This is a genomic window from Novosphingobium sp. TK46, assembly GCF_055361525.1.
In genome coordinates, this window is the sequence record NZ_CM143963.1 from 589,438 (window position 1) to 606,035 (window position 16,598).

At 63.2% G+C, this 16,598-nt stretch carries 17 protein-coding genes; 8 read left to right on the forward strand and 9 right to left on the reverse strand.

Features of this window, described 5'->3' with window-relative positions; genetic code table 11:
• Positions 1-11 precede the first annotated feature (11 nt).
• From hisF to hisB, 5 genes are read right to left on the reverse strand one after another with little or no spacing between them, the layout of a single operon-like run.
• On the reverse strand, positions 12-773 hold the full coding sequence (gene hisF, locus ACXJ1Z_RS02720) for an imidazole glycerol phosphate synthase subunit HisF (protein WP_463779358.1): 762 nt from the start codon (positions 771-773) through the stop codon (positions 12-14).
• On the reverse strand, positions 770-1,498 hold the full coding sequence (gene hisA, locus ACXJ1Z_RS02725; protein ID WP_463779360.1) for a 1-(5-phosphoribosyl)-5-[(5-phosphoribosylamino)methylideneamino]imidazole-4-carboxamide isomerase: 729 nt from the start codon (positions 1,496-1,498) through the stop codon (positions 770-772). Before hisA ends, hisF begins: the two co-directional genes overlap by 4 nt.
• Positions 1,495-2,124 (reverse strand): imidazole glycerol phosphate synthase subunit HisH, encoded by a 630-nt coding sequence (hisH, locus tag ACXJ1Z_RS02730; RefSeq protein WP_463779362.1) that lies wholly within the window; start codon positions 2,122-2,124, stop codon positions 1,495-1,497. Before hisH ends, hisA begins: the two co-directional genes overlap by 4 nt.
• The gene (locus tag ACXJ1Z_RS02735) at positions 2,117-2,497 is read right to left on the reverse strand and encodes a hypothetical protein (RefSeq protein ID WP_463779364.1); all 381 of its coding nucleotides are present in this window, start codon (positions 2,495-2,497) and stop codon (positions 2,117-2,119) included. The genes hisH and ACXJ1Z_RS02735 overlap by 8 nt, the downstream gene beginning before the upstream one ends.
• Positions 2,490-3,083, reverse strand: a complete 594-nt coding sequence (gene hisB, locus ACXJ1Z_RS02740; RefSeq protein WP_463779365.1) for an imidazoleglycerol-phosphate dehydratase HisB — start codon at positions 3,081-3,083, stop codon at positions 2,490-2,492. The genes ACXJ1Z_RS02735 and hisB overlap by 8 nt, the downstream gene beginning before the upstream one ends.
• Positions 3,084-3,256: 173 nt before the next feature.
• Between hisB and ACXJ1Z_RS02745 the strand changes: the two genes are divergently transcribed.
• The 5 genes from ACXJ1Z_RS02745 to ACXJ1Z_RS02765 all read left to right on the forward strand — a co-directional run bounded on the left by ACXJ1Z_RS02745 (position 3,257) and on the right by ACXJ1Z_RS02765 (position 6,222).
• Positions 3,257-3,757 (forward strand): SspB family protein, encoded by a 501-nt coding sequence (locus tag ACXJ1Z_RS02745; protein WP_463779367.1) that lies wholly within the window; start codon positions 3,257-3,259, stop codon positions 3,755-3,757.
• A gap of 29 nt (positions 3,758-3,786) precedes the next feature.
• Positions 3,787-4,212, forward strand: coding sequence for a hypothetical protein (locus ACXJ1Z_RS02750; protein WP_463779369.1), 426 nt, complete (start codon positions 3,787-3,789; stop codon positions 4,210-4,212).
• 60 nt (positions 4,213-4,272) lie between these two features.
• Entirely contained in the window at positions 4,273-4,947 is a 675-nt protein-coding gene (gene gmk / locus ACXJ1Z_RS02755) for a guanylate kinase (RefSeq protein ID WP_463779371.1), read from the forward strand.
• Between the two features lie 99 nt (positions 4,948-5,046).
• Entirely contained in the window at positions 5,047-5,883 is an 837-nt protein-coding gene (gene dapD, locus ACXJ1Z_RS02760; RefSeq protein ID WP_463779372.1) for a 2,3,4,5-tetrahydropyridine-2,6-dicarboxylate N-succinyltransferase, read from the forward strand.
• A 120-nt stretch (positions 5,884-6,003) separates the two neighbouring features.
• Positions 6,004-6,222: a hypothetical protein gene (locus ACXJ1Z_RS02765; protein ID WP_463779374.1), complete on the forward strand. Its 219-nt coding sequence runs from the start codon at positions 6,004-6,006 to the stop codon at positions 6,220-6,222.
• A gap of 69 nt (positions 6,223-6,291) precedes the next feature.
• Here the strand turns inward: ACXJ1Z_RS02765 and ACXJ1Z_RS02770 are convergent, their stop codons facing one another.
• Positions 6,292-6,681, reverse strand: a complete 390-nt coding sequence (locus tag ACXJ1Z_RS02770) for a response regulator (protein ID WP_463779375.1) — start codon at positions 6,679-6,681, stop codon at positions 6,292-6,294.
• A complete protein-coding gene (locus ACXJ1Z_RS02775; protein WP_463779377.1) occupies positions 6,678-8,771 on the reverse strand; it encodes an ATP-binding protein in 2,094 nt (697 codons plus the stop codon). The genes ACXJ1Z_RS02770 and ACXJ1Z_RS02775 overlap by 4 nt, the downstream gene beginning before the upstream one ends.
• A 376-nt stretch (positions 8,772-9,147) precedes the next feature.
• Here ACXJ1Z_RS02775 and ACXJ1Z_RS02780 point away from each other — a divergent pair, with 376 nt between their 5' ends.
• Positions 9,148-9,846, forward strand: a complete 699-nt coding sequence (locus tag ACXJ1Z_RS02780; RefSeq protein WP_463779378.1) for a hypothetical protein — start codon at positions 9,148-9,150, stop codon at positions 9,844-9,846.
• A 222-nt stretch (positions 9,847-10,068) separates the two neighbouring features.
• On the forward strand, positions 10,069-11,379 hold the full coding sequence (locus tag ACXJ1Z_RS02785) for a putative bifunctional diguanylate cyclase/phosphodiesterase (RefSeq protein ID WP_463781147.1): 1,311 nt from the start codon (positions 10,069-10,071) through the stop codon (positions 11,377-11,379).
• Positions 11,380-11,422: 43 nt separating this feature from the next.
• Here ACXJ1Z_RS02785 and ACXJ1Z_RS02790 read toward each other — a convergent pair whose 3' ends face one another.
• Complete coding sequence (locus ACXJ1Z_RS02790) at positions 11,423-12,796, reverse strand: class II 3-deoxy-7-phosphoheptulonate synthase (RefSeq protein ID WP_463779380.1); 1,374 nt, start codon at positions 12,794-12,796, stop codon at positions 11,423-11,425.
• A gap of 107 nt (positions 12,797-12,903) precedes the next feature.
• Positions 12,904-15,870, reverse strand: a complete 2,967-nt coding sequence (locus ACXJ1Z_RS02795; RefSeq protein WP_463779381.1) for a M16 family metallopeptidase — start codon at positions 15,868-15,870, stop codon at positions 12,904-12,906.
• 115 nt (positions 15,871-15,985) lie between these two features.
• Between ACXJ1Z_RS02795 and ACXJ1Z_RS02800 the strand changes: the two genes are divergently transcribed.
• Entirely contained in the window at positions 15,986-16,573 is a 588-nt protein-coding gene (locus tag ACXJ1Z_RS02800; protein ID WP_463779382.1) for a NifU family protein, read from the forward strand.
• The last annotated feature ends 25 nt before the right edge of the window (positions 16,574-16,598 follow it).

A 16,598-nucleotide genomic window follows, 5' to 3' on the forward strand; every position in this document is an offset into this window, starting at 1 on the left:
CGGGTCGACACTTAGCCGCGAGCAGGCAGACCTGCCGCACGCAACGCCGTATGCGCTTCTGCCACCGAGTGTTTGCCGAAATGGAAGATCGAGGCGGCCAGTACAGCGCTGGCATGCCCTTCGATCACGCCCGCGATCAAGTGATCGAGCGACCCCACGCCACCGCTGGCGATCACCGGCACGCCCACCGCATCGGCGATGCCGCGCGTCAGGGCGAGGTCGTATCCAGCTTGGGTACCATCGCCGTCCATCGAGGTGACCAGCAACTCGCCCGCACCAAGGTCGGCCAGCCGGATGGCATGCTCCAGCGCATCGATCCCGGTGGGTTTGCGCCCGCCATGGGTGAAGATCTCCCACCGGCCCGGCTCGACTTGCCGAGCATCCACAGAGGCCACCACACACTGGCTGCCAAAACGCGCGGCGATGTCGGATACGACTTCGGGCCGGCTGACCGCTGCGGAATTGACCGCGACTTTGTCCGCTCCCGCCAACAGCAACGCACGCGCGTCCTCGGCGGTGCGCACGCCGCCGCCGACGGTCAGCGGCATGAAGCAGACTTCCGCGGTACGTCGCACCATGTCGAGCAGCGTGCCGCGCCCTTCGTGGCTGGCGGAGATGTCGAGGAAGCACAGCTCGTCCGCTCCGGCCGCGTCATAGGCCCGCGCCTGCTCTACCGGATCGCCGGCGTCCTTGAGATCGACGAAGTTCACCCCTTTCACCACGCGGCCATTCGCCACGTCCAGACAGGGAATGACGCGGACGCGGACGGTCATTCGCGCTCGGCCATCGCGATCGCGGCGGCGAGGTCGAGCCGGCCGTCGTAGAGCGCGCGGCCGGTGATCACGCCTTCGATTCCGTCACGCGCATGCAGCGCCAGCATGCGGATGTCGTCGATGCCCTTGACGCCGCCGCTGGCGATCACCGGCATGTCGGTTCGCCGCGCGAGATCGACCGTCGCCTCGATGTTGCAGCCCTTGAGCATGCCGTCGCGACCGATGTCGGTGAACAGCAGGCTGGCGACACCGGCGTCCTCGAACCGGCGGGCCATGTCGACGATCGAGACGTCGGAGACTTCGGCCCAGCCCTCGGTCGCAACCATGCCATCGCGCGCGTCCACCGCGACGACGATGCCGCCAGCGTATTCCTTCGCCATGTCCTTGACGAACTGCGGGTCCTTGAGCGCTGCGGTGCCCATGACGACACGGCTGACGCCCAGATCGAACCAGCCGAACACAGCCTCGGGGGTGCGGATGCCGCCGCCTAACTGGACGTGGCCGGGAAATGCCTTGAGGATGCCCTCGACCGCCTCGCGGTTCTGCGCCGAGCCAGCGAACGATCCATCGAGATCGACGACATGCAGGTATTGCGATCCGGCGTTCGCAAACAGCATCGCCTGTGCCGCGGGATCGTCGCCATAGACCGTGGCGCGCGCCATATCGCCTTCGGCCAGACGGACGACCTGCCCCTGTTTGAGGTCGATAGCGGGAAATACGATCACGGCTTCCACTCCAGAAAACGCGCCAACAGGGCAAGGCCATAAGCCTGGCTCTTCTCGGGATGGAACTGCACGCCGACGATGTTGTCGCGAGCCACCGCCGCGACCAGTCCGCCGCCGTGATCCGTCATCGCCGCAACATCCGCGCCCTCATCGGGCACGAAATGATACGAGTGCAGGAAGTACGCCTCGCCCGCTGCGATCAGTCCGGAGGCTGGATCATGAAGCCCCAGAGCGACGTCGTTCCAGCCCATGTGCGGCACCTTGATCGCGGGATCGGTACGCTCCATCAGCCGCACTTCACCGTCGATCCAGTCGAGCCCTGGCGTCACCCCATGCTCCAACCCGCGCGTGGCGAGCAGTTGCATGCCCACGCAAATGCCCAGGAACGGCGCGCCGCCGACCTGCACCCGCTCGGTCATCGCTTCGACCAGATGCGGGATAGCGCGCAGCCCCTCGGCGCAGGCCTTGAACGAGCCGACACCGGGCAGGACGATCCGATCCGCCGCACGCACAACGTCGGCATCGGCGGTGACATGGACGGAGTCCGCACCCGCCACTTTCAGCGCATTGGCGACGGAATGCAGGTTGCCGGCACCGTAGTCGATGAGCGCCAGGATTTCAGCCACCCAGCTGCCCCTTGGTCGAGGGTACGGCGTCGCCCTTGCGCAAGTCCAGCTCTACCGCTGTGCGCATGGCGCGCGCGAAACCCTTGAAGATCGCCTCGCAGATGTGGTGGTTGTTGGTGCCGTAGAGCAGCTCGATGTGGAGGGTGATCCCTACTGCCTGCCCGATCGAATGGAACCAGTGCTCGATCAGTTCGGTGTCGAGTTCGCCCAGCTTTTCCTGCGTGAAAGCGGGCAGGACGATCCGATCCGCCGCACGCACAACGTCGGCATCGGCGGTGACATGGACGGAGTCCGCACCCGCCACTTTCAGCGCATTGGCGACGGAATGCAGGTTGCCGGCACCGTAGTCGATGAGCGCCAGGATTTCAGCCACCCAGCTGCCCCTTGGTCGAGGGTACGGCGTCGCCCTTGCGCAAGTCCAGCTCTACCGCTGTGCGCATGGCGCGCGCGAAACCCTTGAAGATCGCCTCGCAGATGTGGTGGTTGTTGGTGCCGTAGAGCAGCTCGATGTGGAGGGTGATCCCTACTGCCTGCCCGATCGAATGGAACCAGTGCTCGATCAGTTCGGTGTCGAGTTCGCCCAGCTTTTCCTGCGTGAAAGCGGCCTTCCACACGAAGTAGGGCCTGCCAGAGATATCGAGCGCCACGCGCGCCAGCGTCTCGTCCATCGGCGAATAGGCAGAGCCATACCGCCCGATACCGCGCTTGTCGCCCAGCGCTTCGGCGATGGCCTGGCCGATAGCGATGGCGCTGTCCTCGCACGTATGGTGCTGGTCGACGTGCAGATCGCCCGCCACGCGGCAGGAGATGTCGATCAGCGAATGGCGCGAGAACTGCTCGATCATGTGATCGAGAAAGCCGATGCCGGTGGACACCTGGTAGGCGCCGGTCCCGTCGAGGTTCACCTCGACGGCGATGTCGGTTTCGTGGGTCTTGCGGGCGATCCGAGCGGTGCGCATGCGCGGCCTATAAGCGTTGACCCCGCAGAATCAATCGGCAGAGCGCGCCCGGCGCGCGACTTGGCTGGCAGCATCAGGATTTCGACGGCTTGGCACCCCGAAAACGGGCATACAGGCCAAAATGCTTGAAGGTGCGACTTGACCGGCTTCGACTCGATGCGCAGTTAGGCGCCATGACCGAAACTCCGCCCGACAGCCTGATCCCCTATGATGAAATCGTTCAGGAGGCGTTGCGCGCCGTCGTCGGGCGTGTGCTCGGCCAGGTCGTCGCCAACGGCAGCACCCTGCCGGGCAACCACCATTTCTACATTACCTTCAAGACGGGCGCACCCGGCGTGTCGATCCCGGCCGAGCTGAAGGCCCGCTTCCCGGACGAGATGACGATCGTACTGCAGAACAAGTTCTGGGAACTTGTGGTGACCGAGGATGCGTTCAGCGTCGGGCTCAGCTTCAATGCGATCCCTGCCAAGCTGCACGTACCGTTCTCCGCGATCACCGCCTTCGTCGATCCTGCCGTCGATTTCGGGCTGCAGTTCCAGGCGATGGTCACCGACGAAGACGACACCGATCACGATCCAGACAACGACGGCGCGGAACGTGAGGGGAGCCCGCGCATTACTCCCGCGGAAGATGGCTCGAACGTCGTCTCGGTGGATTTCGGCAAGAAGAAGTAAGCGGGCTCTGGCCCGGGATCGGACGGACGATGGGCAGGATCAGGATCGGTAAGGCAAAGGCGTCGACCGCTCCGGTGGCCGAAAAGGCTCGCGCGTTGCTACCCGGCGATCCCAGCGAGCTTCACGGTCCCAGCCCGAACCCGCACACGAACCTGCTGATCGCCGACGTCGCGCTGCGCGGTGGCACACTGCTCGCTCGGCGGGCAGTTGAACGCGGTCTGCTGGGATCCAAGTATGCTCCGCGCAAAGCCAAGGCGATCATGCGGGGTCGAAGCTTTAGTGAGACGCTCGTCCATTCGGCCATCGCGCGGTTTGCAATGCAATCGGTCCCCGGCGCAATCATCGTCGGCGGCGGACTCATCGCCAAGACCCTCTACGATCGCGCTCGTCCTCATCAGGCGCGGGTTGAGGGTGAAGCGGCACTTCACGCGAAAGCCAAGGATGGCGATAAGTAGGCGGCATTCCTGCACCATCCCGCGACTTGATTTAGCCGTAAGCCGTCGCCACTAGCAGGCATGGCCGTTCTCGAATCCACCAACCTGTCTGTTCCCGATTCCGATGCACTGCATCGCCGGGGTCTGATGTTTATCCTTTCATCGCCATCGGGTGCCGGCAAGACGACCGTCTCGCGGATGTTGCTCAATCACGACCCGCGGCTGCGAATGTCGGTGTCGGTAACAACACGCGCGCCGCGCCCTGGTGAAACCGATGGGCTCGACTATCACTTCACCGATCAACCCGGTTTCGACGAAATGGCCCAGACCGGCGAGTTCCTTGAGTGGGCGCATGTTTTCGGACACAGCTATGGCACGCCCAAAGCCGAGGTTAAGGCAGGCCTGAAAGACGGCAAGGACTACCTCTTCGATATCGATTGGCAGGGCACGCAGCAGCTCTATCAAAAGATGCAGAGCGATGTCGTACGCGTGTTTCTGCTCCCCCCCAGTATCGACGAGTTGCGCCGCCGCCTCAACGCCCGCGGTACCGACAGCGCCGAAGTGATCGCCGGCCGCATGGAGCGGGCGAAGGCGGAAATCAGCCACTGGGACGGCTACGACTACGTGATCGTCAACGACAACATCGAGATCTGTTTCGCCAAGGTGCTGCAGATCCTTGCTGCGGAACGGATGCGCCGCGCCCGCCAGACCGGCCTTATCGGCTTCGTGCGCGAACTGACCTCGCCCGACACCTAATCCTTCCTCGACACGCGACTTTCCACACGAGCCTTGTTCCGCATGGACACAGACGATAGGCGCAGCGGCAAATCGAACCAATAGCCGGAGCGCTTTGCAATGACTGATCTTGCCGCCGCCATCGAAGCCGCCTGGGAAGCGCGCGACACCGTCACCCCGGCCAGCAGCGACGTGCGAGCCCAGGTCGATCAGGTGCTCGCCATGCTTGACGACGGCAGCGCGCGCGTAGCGGAGCCGGACGGCAATGGCGGCTGGACGGTCAATCAGTGGCTGAAAAAGGCGGTATTGCTATCCTTCAGGCTGAACGACAATGCACCGATGGAGCATGGCGCCGGCGGTGCGCCCGCGTTCGACAAGGTGCCGCTGAAGTTCACCGGCTGGGGCGCGAACCGTTTCAAGGATGCCGGCTTCCGCGTCGTTCCTGGCGCGATCGCCCGGCGTGGCGCCTTTATCGGCAAGGGCGTGGTGCTGATGCCCAGCTTCGTCAACATCGGTGCGTATGTTGGCGAGAATACGATGGTCGACACCTGGGCAACCGTCGGCTCATGCGCACAGATCGGCCGCAACGTGCACATTTCTGGCGGTGCCGGCATCGGCGGCGTGCTCGAACCGTTGCAGGCCGGCCCCGTGGTGATCGAGGACAACTGCTTCATCGGCGCTCGTTCCGAAGTGGCGGAAGGCGTCGTCGTCGGCACCGGAGCTGTTCTTTCCATGGGCGTTTTCGTCGGCGCTTCGACCAAGATCGTCGATCGGGCCACGGGCGAAGTCCATATCGGCCGGGTTCCGCCATACTCGGTGGTCGTGCCCGGTTCGCTGCCCGGTAAGCCGTTGCCCGACGGCTCGACCGGACCGTCGCTTTATTGCGCCGTCATCGTCAAGACGGTCGACGCCCAGACCCGCTCCAAGACCGGCATCAACGAACTGCTGCGCGACTGAACGGCCGCAACTCGCCCCGGAGGGCAGGCCGTTCCGCCTTTCACGGCGGAACGGGTCCAGCCTTGATGCGTTGCGATCGGTGAAGTTCCGCTAGGGGCGGTATCGGATCGAGGACACGCCATGGAAAACAAGAACAACGAGATTCATCTGGATCGCGAAGAAGCACGAGCAGGCAGCACCCCCGGTATCGTGCGCTATGTGCTTGGCATCAGCCTGGTGCTGGTGGTGATCGCGTTTACAGTGATCGTGATGACCGGGGCGCTCAACTCCAACCAGGATACCAATGCCACGGACTCAGCCCATCGCGCAGTTGTGGAAGAAAACGCTGCAAAGAAATGACCGGGGATGTCGGCCATACTGCGCCGTTGGCGTGGTGTGGGCGGTTTCTGAGCCATAGCGTGTGATGACCTAAAGAGCCTTTCTGGCGATTTCGCGAACTTCGTTTGCCAATCGCATGGGGTCAAAGGGCTTCAGGATAACCCCGCTGGCACCACTCGCCATATATTCATCCAAGCCGGCGCGTGATGCCCGGGCTGTCATGAAAATGGTCGTGACGTCTCCAAAGTCGGCCCTGTCTTGCAGCGTTCGAAGCAAAGCAAAACCATCCATCTCTGGCATCATAACGTCGAGTAGGATGACATCGGGTTTCCAGATTTCGCGATCAAGCAAGGTAAGCGCCTCCTTGCCCGAGGCGACTGCAGTCACCTCGAAGCCCGGATCGATCCGCAGCGCCATGCTGGCGATCAGCCGGATGTCGTCGTCGTCGTCCACGTAGAGTATGCGAAGCATTGTGGTCATGCGATCGCTCCATCGGCGATGATGCGCCGGATCGTATCCCGCAAGGTCGGGATTGAACTGCGTGATTTTGTCAGCACCGCCTCGACCCGGCCGTCCAACTGCGACGGACTGTCCTGAGCCGAAAAGATGATCGTCGGCAACTGACGGCCATCCGCGTCGATCAGGTCGGGCAGAATATCCAGGCCTGTTCCGTCCGGAAGCCCGATATCCAGAACCACGACGTCGGGCGAGACACGATTGAGGATCGCCCGCGCCGAGGCCAGTCCATCGGCCCGGATGACGCGCGCCTCGTCGCCAAAGGATGCGGCGACGACCTTGACCAGATCCACGTCGTCATCGATTTGCAGGATCGTCGGTGTTCTGCCGGTGAGGCGGCCTCGTGTTCCCATCAAGGGTGAGCGGCTCGCCTGGTCGCCACGCCCATCGCCCAGGTCAGTCGGATCATCTGACAAGGGCAGCGCCAGGGTGAAGCAGGCACCTTTACCGATCGCAGCCGGCTCGACCCAGATCGCCCCGCCGTGGCGCTGCATGATCTCGCGCGCTATCGCCAGACCGAGCCCGGTTCCACCGGCGGTGCCGATAACCGGCGCCTGCACGAAACGGTCGAAGATATGCTCGCGGTATTCGTCAGGCACCCCGGCGCCCTCATCAATGATACGCACGTTGGCCCGGCCTTGTTCGACGCTGGAACGTACCGTTACCGCTGACTTGTCGGGAGTGTGACGCACGGCATTGGACAGCAGATTGGAAACGACCTGAAGAAGCCGCTGGCGATCGGCGCGCACCAGCAGACGCGGAAGGCCTTCAATCCGCAAGGCGACCGCCTTCGCCCGCGCCAGCGCCTCGCTTTCCGCCAGTGATTGTCGGAGCAATGGAATGAGATCGATGGTTTCGAGCTCGAGCGACATCTGCCCGCTGCCAAACTTCTCCAGATCCAGGATGTCGTTGGTCAGCCGGATCAGCCGCCTCGCGTTATTCTCGGCGATCTCGATCAATTGACTGGCCGCCTCGGGCAAGGCCCCTGCCGCTCCGCCCCGTAACAGGCCGAGCGATCCCACGACGGACGTGAGCGGGGTTCGCAACTCGTGACTGACCGTTGCGATGAAGTCGTCCTTGATGCGTTCGATCTCCCGCCGATGCGAGATGTCGCGTACCGAAGCGACGATGTGCAATCCGTCGGGCACGGACATCAGACCAAGCGCAACGTCGACAGGGACGTTGCGACCGTCCTTTGTTCTGGCCTGGCGGTCCACGAAAAGCGTTCGCTGCAAGCTGCCTTGGTCGAGGCCGATGCGATCGTGGAAGCTGCCCTCTCCGTCGGCGATGTCGAGGATGACGGACACGTCGCGACGACGCAACTCGCGCGGATCGTAGCCAAGCACCGTGCGCGCCGCCGCATTCACGTTCTCGATGGTGCCGCTGGGATTGAGGATAATGATCGCATCGCTGGTGCTGTCCAGGATCGCTCGGTTTCGGGTCGAGGCGTCGGATTCCGCGATGGCGACGCGCCAACGTTCCAGCTTGGAGCGCCATAGCAGGAGAGTGCCTGCCATCAGCATGACGCCGAACGCGGTGATGAGTGCCCACACGACATGGCGGGAATGCTGCGTCTGACTCCAGTAGGTCTCCTCGCTTTGAGCCAGGCGGTTCGCATCTACCATGATGATTGCCTGCAATCCGGCTTCGATCCGATCCATCAGCGCCTGGCCGCGACCCTCTGCGACCCGCTCGACGGCGACCGCCTGCCCCCTTGTTTGCATGACCTCCATCACCTCATCCATCTCCGCGAACTTGGCGAGGATAAGGGATCGCGCGCTGGCGAGCCGATCATGGGAGAACCTGTCGCTTGCGAATTGCGTGCCCAGCTTCGTCAAATCGTCAAGAACAGCCTCGCGCGAAGGCTCGTAGCGTTGGAGAAACGCCCGATTGCGAGTGATGACGAACCCGCGTTGCACCGTCTCTGCCTTGCGTAGATTGCCCAACATATCGAGAGCGCGGACCCGCCGCTCACTGATCGCGCCGACAAGGTCGCCGGCGCGGCGCATGCGCGCATATTCGCCATCGAGCCAAACACCAACGGCGACAAGCAAACAGGGTAGCAAGACCGCCGCCATCGCATACATCCACAAACGCGGCTTGCGCAAAGCAGGCGAGGAGAAGCGGCCCATCACGCCGCAGCTGCAGGCACTGTCGGAAGCCGTGAAATGCCGGGTCGACGTTGAACCGCGCCAATTCCCAAATATAATGACACCGCATAGGCAAAGCCAGGCGGCCACCCCATCCTATCGATATCCGCATTTATACTGATCTGGCGCATACCCGTTTCTACATCCGTTTCGATAGCGGGTGCGATGCCGCAATCCTATTCATCGAATATGCAGAATTCTGTTTTGCCAGCGCGCTGTAAAGCAGTAAATGTTCCGTGGGCGTGCAGTTAACGACATCGCCTGAACGGGTTGCGCCATAATGACGGAAGTTTGCCAGTTGGCCTGCGATATGCCGGTCATGTTACTTGTTGCCGATCGAGCAGATCGGCACGCCGGGATGCTCACTGCTCTGCAACGGTTGGGGTGGTGCATACAATACGCTCAGGATGCCCGAAACGCTGAGGAAATCGCCGCAGAAGTGCCGAATTCCCTGCTATTGATTCAGACCGACGATGCCGCGAAGATCTGGCAGATCAGTTCGTCGATCCGCGCATCTCACGCCCCGATCGCAGCAGCACCCATCCTCGCAATCGGCTCCCATCAATTACTCGAAAGTGGATTATTACCCCGCGCCCTCGATGCGGTTTTAGCGGACAACGATGATGTCGACTCGATGGTGGCGGTCATGGAAAGCTGGAGGCCCGTATCGCTGGAGTCCACGCGGCGCATCGCGGGCATGTTCGGTGCCGGACCGATCGCCGGCATGATCGAGCGTCTGGCGTTACGTCTCGATGCTGCAAGAGCCAAATTGGACGCCGCCTGCACCGTCGCTGTTACAGCCCCCGATATCGTGATCGACAAGGCGGAAGCGCATCGCCTGGCGGGCCTTTGCGGAACATTGGGGTTCGGCCGGGCGCATGCAGCATGGCTCGACCTCTCTTTGGGGGAAACATCTGCGATCGAAGACGTTCGCCGAACCACGCGCCTGACGCTGTCAGCCATCGCGCGCGGGCTATGACCAGAGAGCGGATGGTTAAGGCCGGGTTATCCGACGGGCTTAGGAATATCTTAATTTCCCACGTCGAGCGTCAATCCGACATGGCATAAACCAAAGACCGGTTAAGAGATCACGCACGAGGTCAGCCAGTTATCATCGACCCGCCGCTTTCCCAGGCATTCAGGCGTACAAGGTGTCGGTCGCGACCTCCAACCAACCTGCAAGGAGGCGCCGCCTGTGAACATGAATTGGCCTCGTCGGCCCCAAACCAACCCATCGCCTTTTGCAGCCCAAGGCGCCGACCTGCTTAGCTCACAGGCGGGAAAAAGCCTGATAGAGGACGCGATAGACCAACGTAGTGGCAATCACCGGGTGGGATTGCTGATCCTCGACGTGCCGCACCTGAGCGAACACTTCGATGGCGGCACGGCAGGGTCCGATTGCCGGGCCGCGGATGACGCCCTGCTCTCGTCGGCGACCGATTTGCCGGTCGACACGCGGATCGCCCGGCTCGGACGCGAAACCCTTGCCGTGATCTTTCCTGCCCTCGCCAGCTTGCACGAGGCAGAGCGCTTGGCGAAGAAGGTTGTCGCCAGTCCGTTTTGTGTCAAAAGCGCGGAGGGCGTGTCGGTGCCGTTGGATCTTCGTGGCGGACTGGCGGTCTCACCCGACCATGGCTCGACTTACGCCGACCTGCTCTCGCGTGCCGAACTGGCCCTCATATCGCTCAGGCGGCAACGAACGACGCGCTGCGCCACGTTCAGCGCCGACATGCAGGAGGATGCCATGCGACGGGCGCGCCTGCGTCAGGATCTGCAACGCGCCGAGGCGGATGGACAGTTCGAGTTGCACTATCAGCCACAGGTGGATCTCACCACCGACAGGATCGTCGGCGTGGAAGCGCTCGTTCGTTGGAATCACCCGGTCTTGGGAATCCTGATGCCTGAGGATTTCATCGCGAGCCTCGCGCAGACGTCGGCAGCGCGGCGTATCGATTTATGGGTTCTGGAAGCCGCCGCCGCGCAGGCGGCGCGGTGGAACGGCCTGAAACCCCGGCTGCGTGTGGCGACCAACATCTTCCCCGATCGGCTTGGGCCGGCGCTTGTCGACGACGTAAAGCGGACGCTCGACACGCATGCGATCGCCCCCGAGACGTTGGAAATCGAGATCCCCGAACGTCATGCGCTCCACGATCTGGACCGCGCCGCAGCTACCGTTCACGCTCTGCGGCGGCTCGGCGTATCAGTGGCACTTGCGGATTTTGGAACTGGATCCGCCTCGCTGACCGCTCTCAACGCGCTCTCGGTCAATCGCCTGAAGATCGATCGCACCTTCGTGGCGAACATGCTTACCAACGGAAAAAGCGTGGCGATCGTGTCGACCTTGATAGAACTTGGTCGGCGCATCGACCTGTCGGTCTTGGCAGAGGGTATCGAGACACCGGAGCAACGTGACGTCCTGCAGGCGTTCGGCTGCAACGAAGGTCAGGGCTTTCTTTTCGGCAAGGCCGTGCGGGCAGATAAGGTAACGCCACCCGCCCCATCTGGCCGATAATTATTGGCGTCATACCGCGCCCAACCGGTATGACGCCAAAGGTTCAGGCGGCCTGTTTGTGCCGCTCGACCGCTTCCAAATTGAGCATGTCGGCCATCATGAATGCCAGTTCGATCGACTGCGCACCGTTCAGGCGGGGATCGCAATGCGTATGGTAGCGGTCGGACAGCGTCTCGTCGGTGATGGCGATGGCACCACCAGTGCACTCGGTCACGTCCTGGCCGGTCATCTCGATGTGAATGCCGCCGGCATGCGTACCCTCGGCGCGGTGGACGGCGAAGAAGCCGCGAACTTCGGCCAGGATACGGTCGAACGGACGCGTCTTGAGGCCGGATTCGGTCTTCATGATATTGCCGTGCATCGGATCGCACGACCACACCACCGGATGCCCTTCAGCCTTCACCGCGCGCACGAGCTTGGGCAACCCGGCCTCGACCTTGTCGTGACCGAAACGCGTGATCAGCGTCATCCGCCCGGCTTCGCGCCCAGGATTCAGCGTGTCGAGCATCCGCAGCAGCGCGTCGGGCTCAAGGCTGGGCCCGCACTTCATCCCGATCGGATTACCGACGCCGCGCAGAAACTCGACGTGGGCCGACCCTTCGAACCGCGTACGATCACCGATCCACAGCATGTGCGCCGAGCAGTCGTACCAGTCGCCCGTCAGCGAATCGCGCCGGGTCAGCGCCTGCTCGTACTGCAGCAGCAGCGCTTCGTGGCTCGTGTAGAAGCTGGTGCCCTGCAACTGCGGAACCGTCTTCGGATCGACGCCACAAGCGGCCATGAAGTCGAGCGCTTCGCTGATGCGATCCGCCATTTCGGAAAAGCGCTGGCCCCATGGGCTTCGGCCGATGTGATCCATCGTCCACTGATGCACCTGGCGCAGATTGGCATAGCCGCCGCTGGCAAAGGCGCGGATCAGGTTGAGCGTCGCGGCCGACTGCGTGAACGCCCTGAGCATACGCTCGGGATCGTTCTGTCGCGTGCCTGCTTCGAACTCGATCCCGTTGATGATGTCGCCAAGGTAGCTCGGCAGCTCCTGGCCACCGATCGTCTCGGTGGGTGCCGAACGAGGCTTGGCGAACTGGCCCGCCATGCGCCCAACCTTGACGACCGGCTGCTTGCTGGCGAAGGTGAGCACCACCGCCATCTGCAGCAGGACGCGGAACGTATCGCGGATGTTGTCCGGATGAAACTCGGCGAAGCTTTCGGCGCAATCACCGCCTTGAAGCAGGAAACCACGTCCCGCCGCGACTTCGGCCAGATCCTTTTTCAGTTCGCGCGCTTCCCCGGCAAATACCAGGGGCGGAAACCGAGTCAGCGTGGCCTCGACCTCGCCAAGCTTCGCCGCGTCGCCATAAGCCGGCAGATGCCGTGCCTCGTGCGCCTTCCAGCCTTCCGGTGTCCAATTGCTCGCCACGTCATGTACTCCTCACCGGCAGGGGCCGGCGCAATGCAAGGCGCGCGCCATAGCCCGCAGGCACAAGGAATGCAAAGTAGGCTTTGACGAAGACTGTAATCGCGACCTTACTTGGCCGCGACCTTTGCGTCCTTTTCGGGCACCACTTCGAGGCGCCACGAAGCATCCTTGCCCAGGTACTTCGCCGCCAGCGCCTGCATCGCCGCAGGGGTCGTCTCGGTATAGTCGGTCAGCACCGTGCGCACCGAGTTGATCCGCGTCGGGTCCGTGGTCGCGCCTTCGAGCTGCTGCATGAAGAACGCCGAGCTGGATGCAGCACGCGTGATCTGCTGACGAAGCGGCTCGATCACGCGCGCCAGTTCGTCGGTCGTCGGCGGGTTGGTGATAAGGTCCTGCGCGATCTGGTCAGCGGTTTGAAAGAACACCGGCACCGCCTTGGGATCGACTTGCGCGAGCGCGGTGATCGATCCGCCGGCCTTGAAATCGACCGGCCAGGTGGAGAACACCGAAGGTGCGTACGAGGCGCCAAGCTTTTCACGCAAGGCATCGAGCAGGCGGTTGGTGAACAGCTGCGTCAGGATCTCGAGCTGGCGAGACTCCGGCAGACCGACCGCTCCGCCGCCGGTCGGCCACGAAATCACCGCTGCGGCCTGATCCGGATCACCATGATGCGTGAGCACGATCGCCTGATCGGACGGCTTGGGAACGGTCACATCGGCCGTGTTTGCCGGCACGGGTGCGGGATCGCGAGGCTTCAACGCACCAAAGGTGCGCTGAAGCGCAGCGACGGTGGTCGCGGGATCGAAGTCGCCGTAGATCTGCACTTCGACCGGACCGCTCGCTAGAGCCTTTTCCCAGACCCGCTTGAACCCTGCTGCGTCGGTCTTGTCGATTTCAGCGGGGGTCGGGGTCTCGAAACGTGCGTCCTGACCACGCTGGTAGAACTGCAGGTCGCGGTTGAGTACGCCCTGGGGCGAGGTCGAGTACGTGTCGTATTGGATCTTCGCCGCCGCCTTCGCACGGTCGAACGGCGCCTTGTCCCAGCGCGGCATGTCGAGCTTGGCGGCGAAGAGATACAGCTGGTCCGCGAGATCGGCGGGGCGCGTCTCCGCCGTAAATTCGAAAGCGGCATCATCGACGTTGAAATCGAAGCCCATCTTGCGCCCGGTCGAGATGCGATCGAGGTCGTCCTGACCCAACGAGGCGACACCGGAACCGACCAGTGCCATCTGCCCCAGCGAGACGTAAGGCGCGTCCTGCGGCTGAATCTCGCGATAGCCGCCGCCGAAGCGTACCTTCACGGTCACGCGCCCCGGCTCTTCCTGCACGGGCCACAGCATCGCCTTCACCCCATTGGCAAACGACAGCTGCTGGATACCGAGCAATCCGGTGGCCTGCGACTGCGCCACGTTGCCCGGCGCGCCGATCGGCGGCAGCTTGTCGAACGACACCGGCGGGCCGGACGAGGCCATGCGAACCTGCTGATCGGCCTTTACCGGCTCGGCCAAGGCCTGCCGCAACGCTGCATCCGTGGCGATGCCGGGCTTCTGGGTGATGAATACGGCGCGACTTACCGTGCCCTGGAACAGCTGCTGCGTATGCTTGAGCACCGCAGCGGGGGTGAACAGCGGCTTCGATTCGCGGAAGATGCGCAGCACCGCTTCGGGTGAGGCCACAGTCTCGCGGATATCCAGAGCGTTGACGAGATCGTCAGCCAGCTTGGCGCCCGGAAGCAGGCGGCGCTGCTCGACCGGAACCTGGAAGGCCACGTCGAGCTCGGCCAGTTCGCGATCGATCTCGGCTTGGGTCGGCGCCCGCGTGAGCGCATCGGCGATCACCGCGCGGACATCATGCAACGACGCTTTCCAATCATCGCCCAGCGGCGTGATCGAAACATAGGTGCCATCGGCCGACCGCGCCACGTCCTGCTGGTTGACCTGCGCCGTCAGGAAACTGCCGCCCAGACGCGCCTTGGCCTCCAGACGACGATTGATGATCGCCTGCGCCAGGGCGTCGGTCATCAGGCCCTGGTTGTAGACGATGGTATCGTTGACCTGGCGCCAGGGCCGCAGGATAGCATAGGTGATCGCGGGAGGCAGGTCGGGCTCGACAAGAACCGCGGTCTTGCCGATCGGGCTTTTGGCATCGCCATTCGGCGCACCCTGTGCAGGTGGCACGGGATCGCCGAAGCTGGGCGCCGGCGCAGGCTTGCCCGCGACCTTCCAGTCGGAAAACCACTTCTTCACATAGGATTCCAGCTCGGCCGGTTCGGCATCGCCGGAAACGATGACGACCACGTTCTGGGGCCGGTACCACCGCTTGTAGAAGGCACGCACCGACTCCTGGGTAGCAGCCTGCAGGGAGCCGACAGTGCCGATCGGTGAACGCTCGGCGAGCGGCTGCCCTTCGTAGAACACCTCCTGCATCGCGTCCTGCACGCGCTTGGCGGCGCCGCCACGCTCGCGCATCTCGGCGAGCACGATCGGCAGGTCGGCCTTGAGGTTATCGGCGCTCAGGGTCGGAGCGGCAACCATGCCGGACAACAGCTTGAAGGTCTCGTCCAGCGACACCGGGGTCGCATTGGGCAAGTCGAGCTTGAACACGGTCTGCGTTGTGCTGGTCTCGGCATTGGTGTCCGTGCCGAACGAGGCGCCAAGCCGCTGGAACGTGGCGATCGCCGTTCCCGAGACGATATACTTGGACTGCCTGAAAACCAGATGCTCCAGCAGATGCGCATAGCCGCGCTCGGCATCGGTTTCATACAAGGAACCGGCATCGACGCGAACCCGGATCGACACCTGCCCTGGCGGTACCCCGTTTTTTCGCACGGCGTAGCGCAAACCGTTCGACAGTTCTCCGAAGTTCCATTCAAGGTCAGGCGGGACGTCACTGCCCTTGTAAAGCCACGGCACCTTGGTGACGCTACCGGGCGCGACAGTGCCCTGAACCGGCTTGGTAGCCGATGTCGCGACCGGCTGCGGCTTCGCTTCCTGAGCCATGACCGGCTGGAGCGTTGCGGTGGACAGGAGCAGGAAGCAGGCGAGCGACCGGACGGCGCGCGAAGAGGTGTGCATCCTTACGGTATAGGAGCTGTCCGGCTTAAGGGCTAGTGAATAGGCACCGGGCCTGCTTCAAGATGCGCGCCTGCGCGCCCTTGACCCGCGAGTGGCTTTGCCTACATCGACGTTCATGTACATCGAAACCGAAACCACGCCCAACCCGTCGACCCTCAAGTTCCTGCCCGGTCGGCAGGTGATGACAGTGGGCACGCGGGAGTTCACGTCTCCGGAGGCCGCCACGACATCGCCGCTGGCAGAGGCACTGTTCGATCTTGGCGATGTGACGGGCGTGTTCCTGGGTCAGGATTTCGTTTCCGTCACCGCTGCCCCCGGTTCCGACTGGCCCAGCCTCAAGCCGCAGGTCGTGTCGATCCTGCTCGACCATTTCGTGTCCGGGGCACCATTGTTCGCCGGGGGCGATGCCGCAGGGTTCGCCGTTCCCGCGGATGAGGACGCCACGTTCGAAGGAGCCTCGGACGATCCGGCGGATGCCGATATCGTCGCGCAGATCCGTGACCTGATCGACACCCGGGTGCGTCCGGCGGTCGCCAACGATGGTGGCGACATCATTTATCGCGGTTTTCGCGAAGGTGTCGTGTATCTTACCATGCAGGGCGCATGCTCGGGATGCCCGTCATCTTCGGCCACGCTCAAGCATGGGATCGAGGGCTTGCTGAAGCATTACGTGCCAGAGGTCACCGAAGTCCGCGCGGCCTAGGCGCCATTTGGACAAGCCCTCCTCC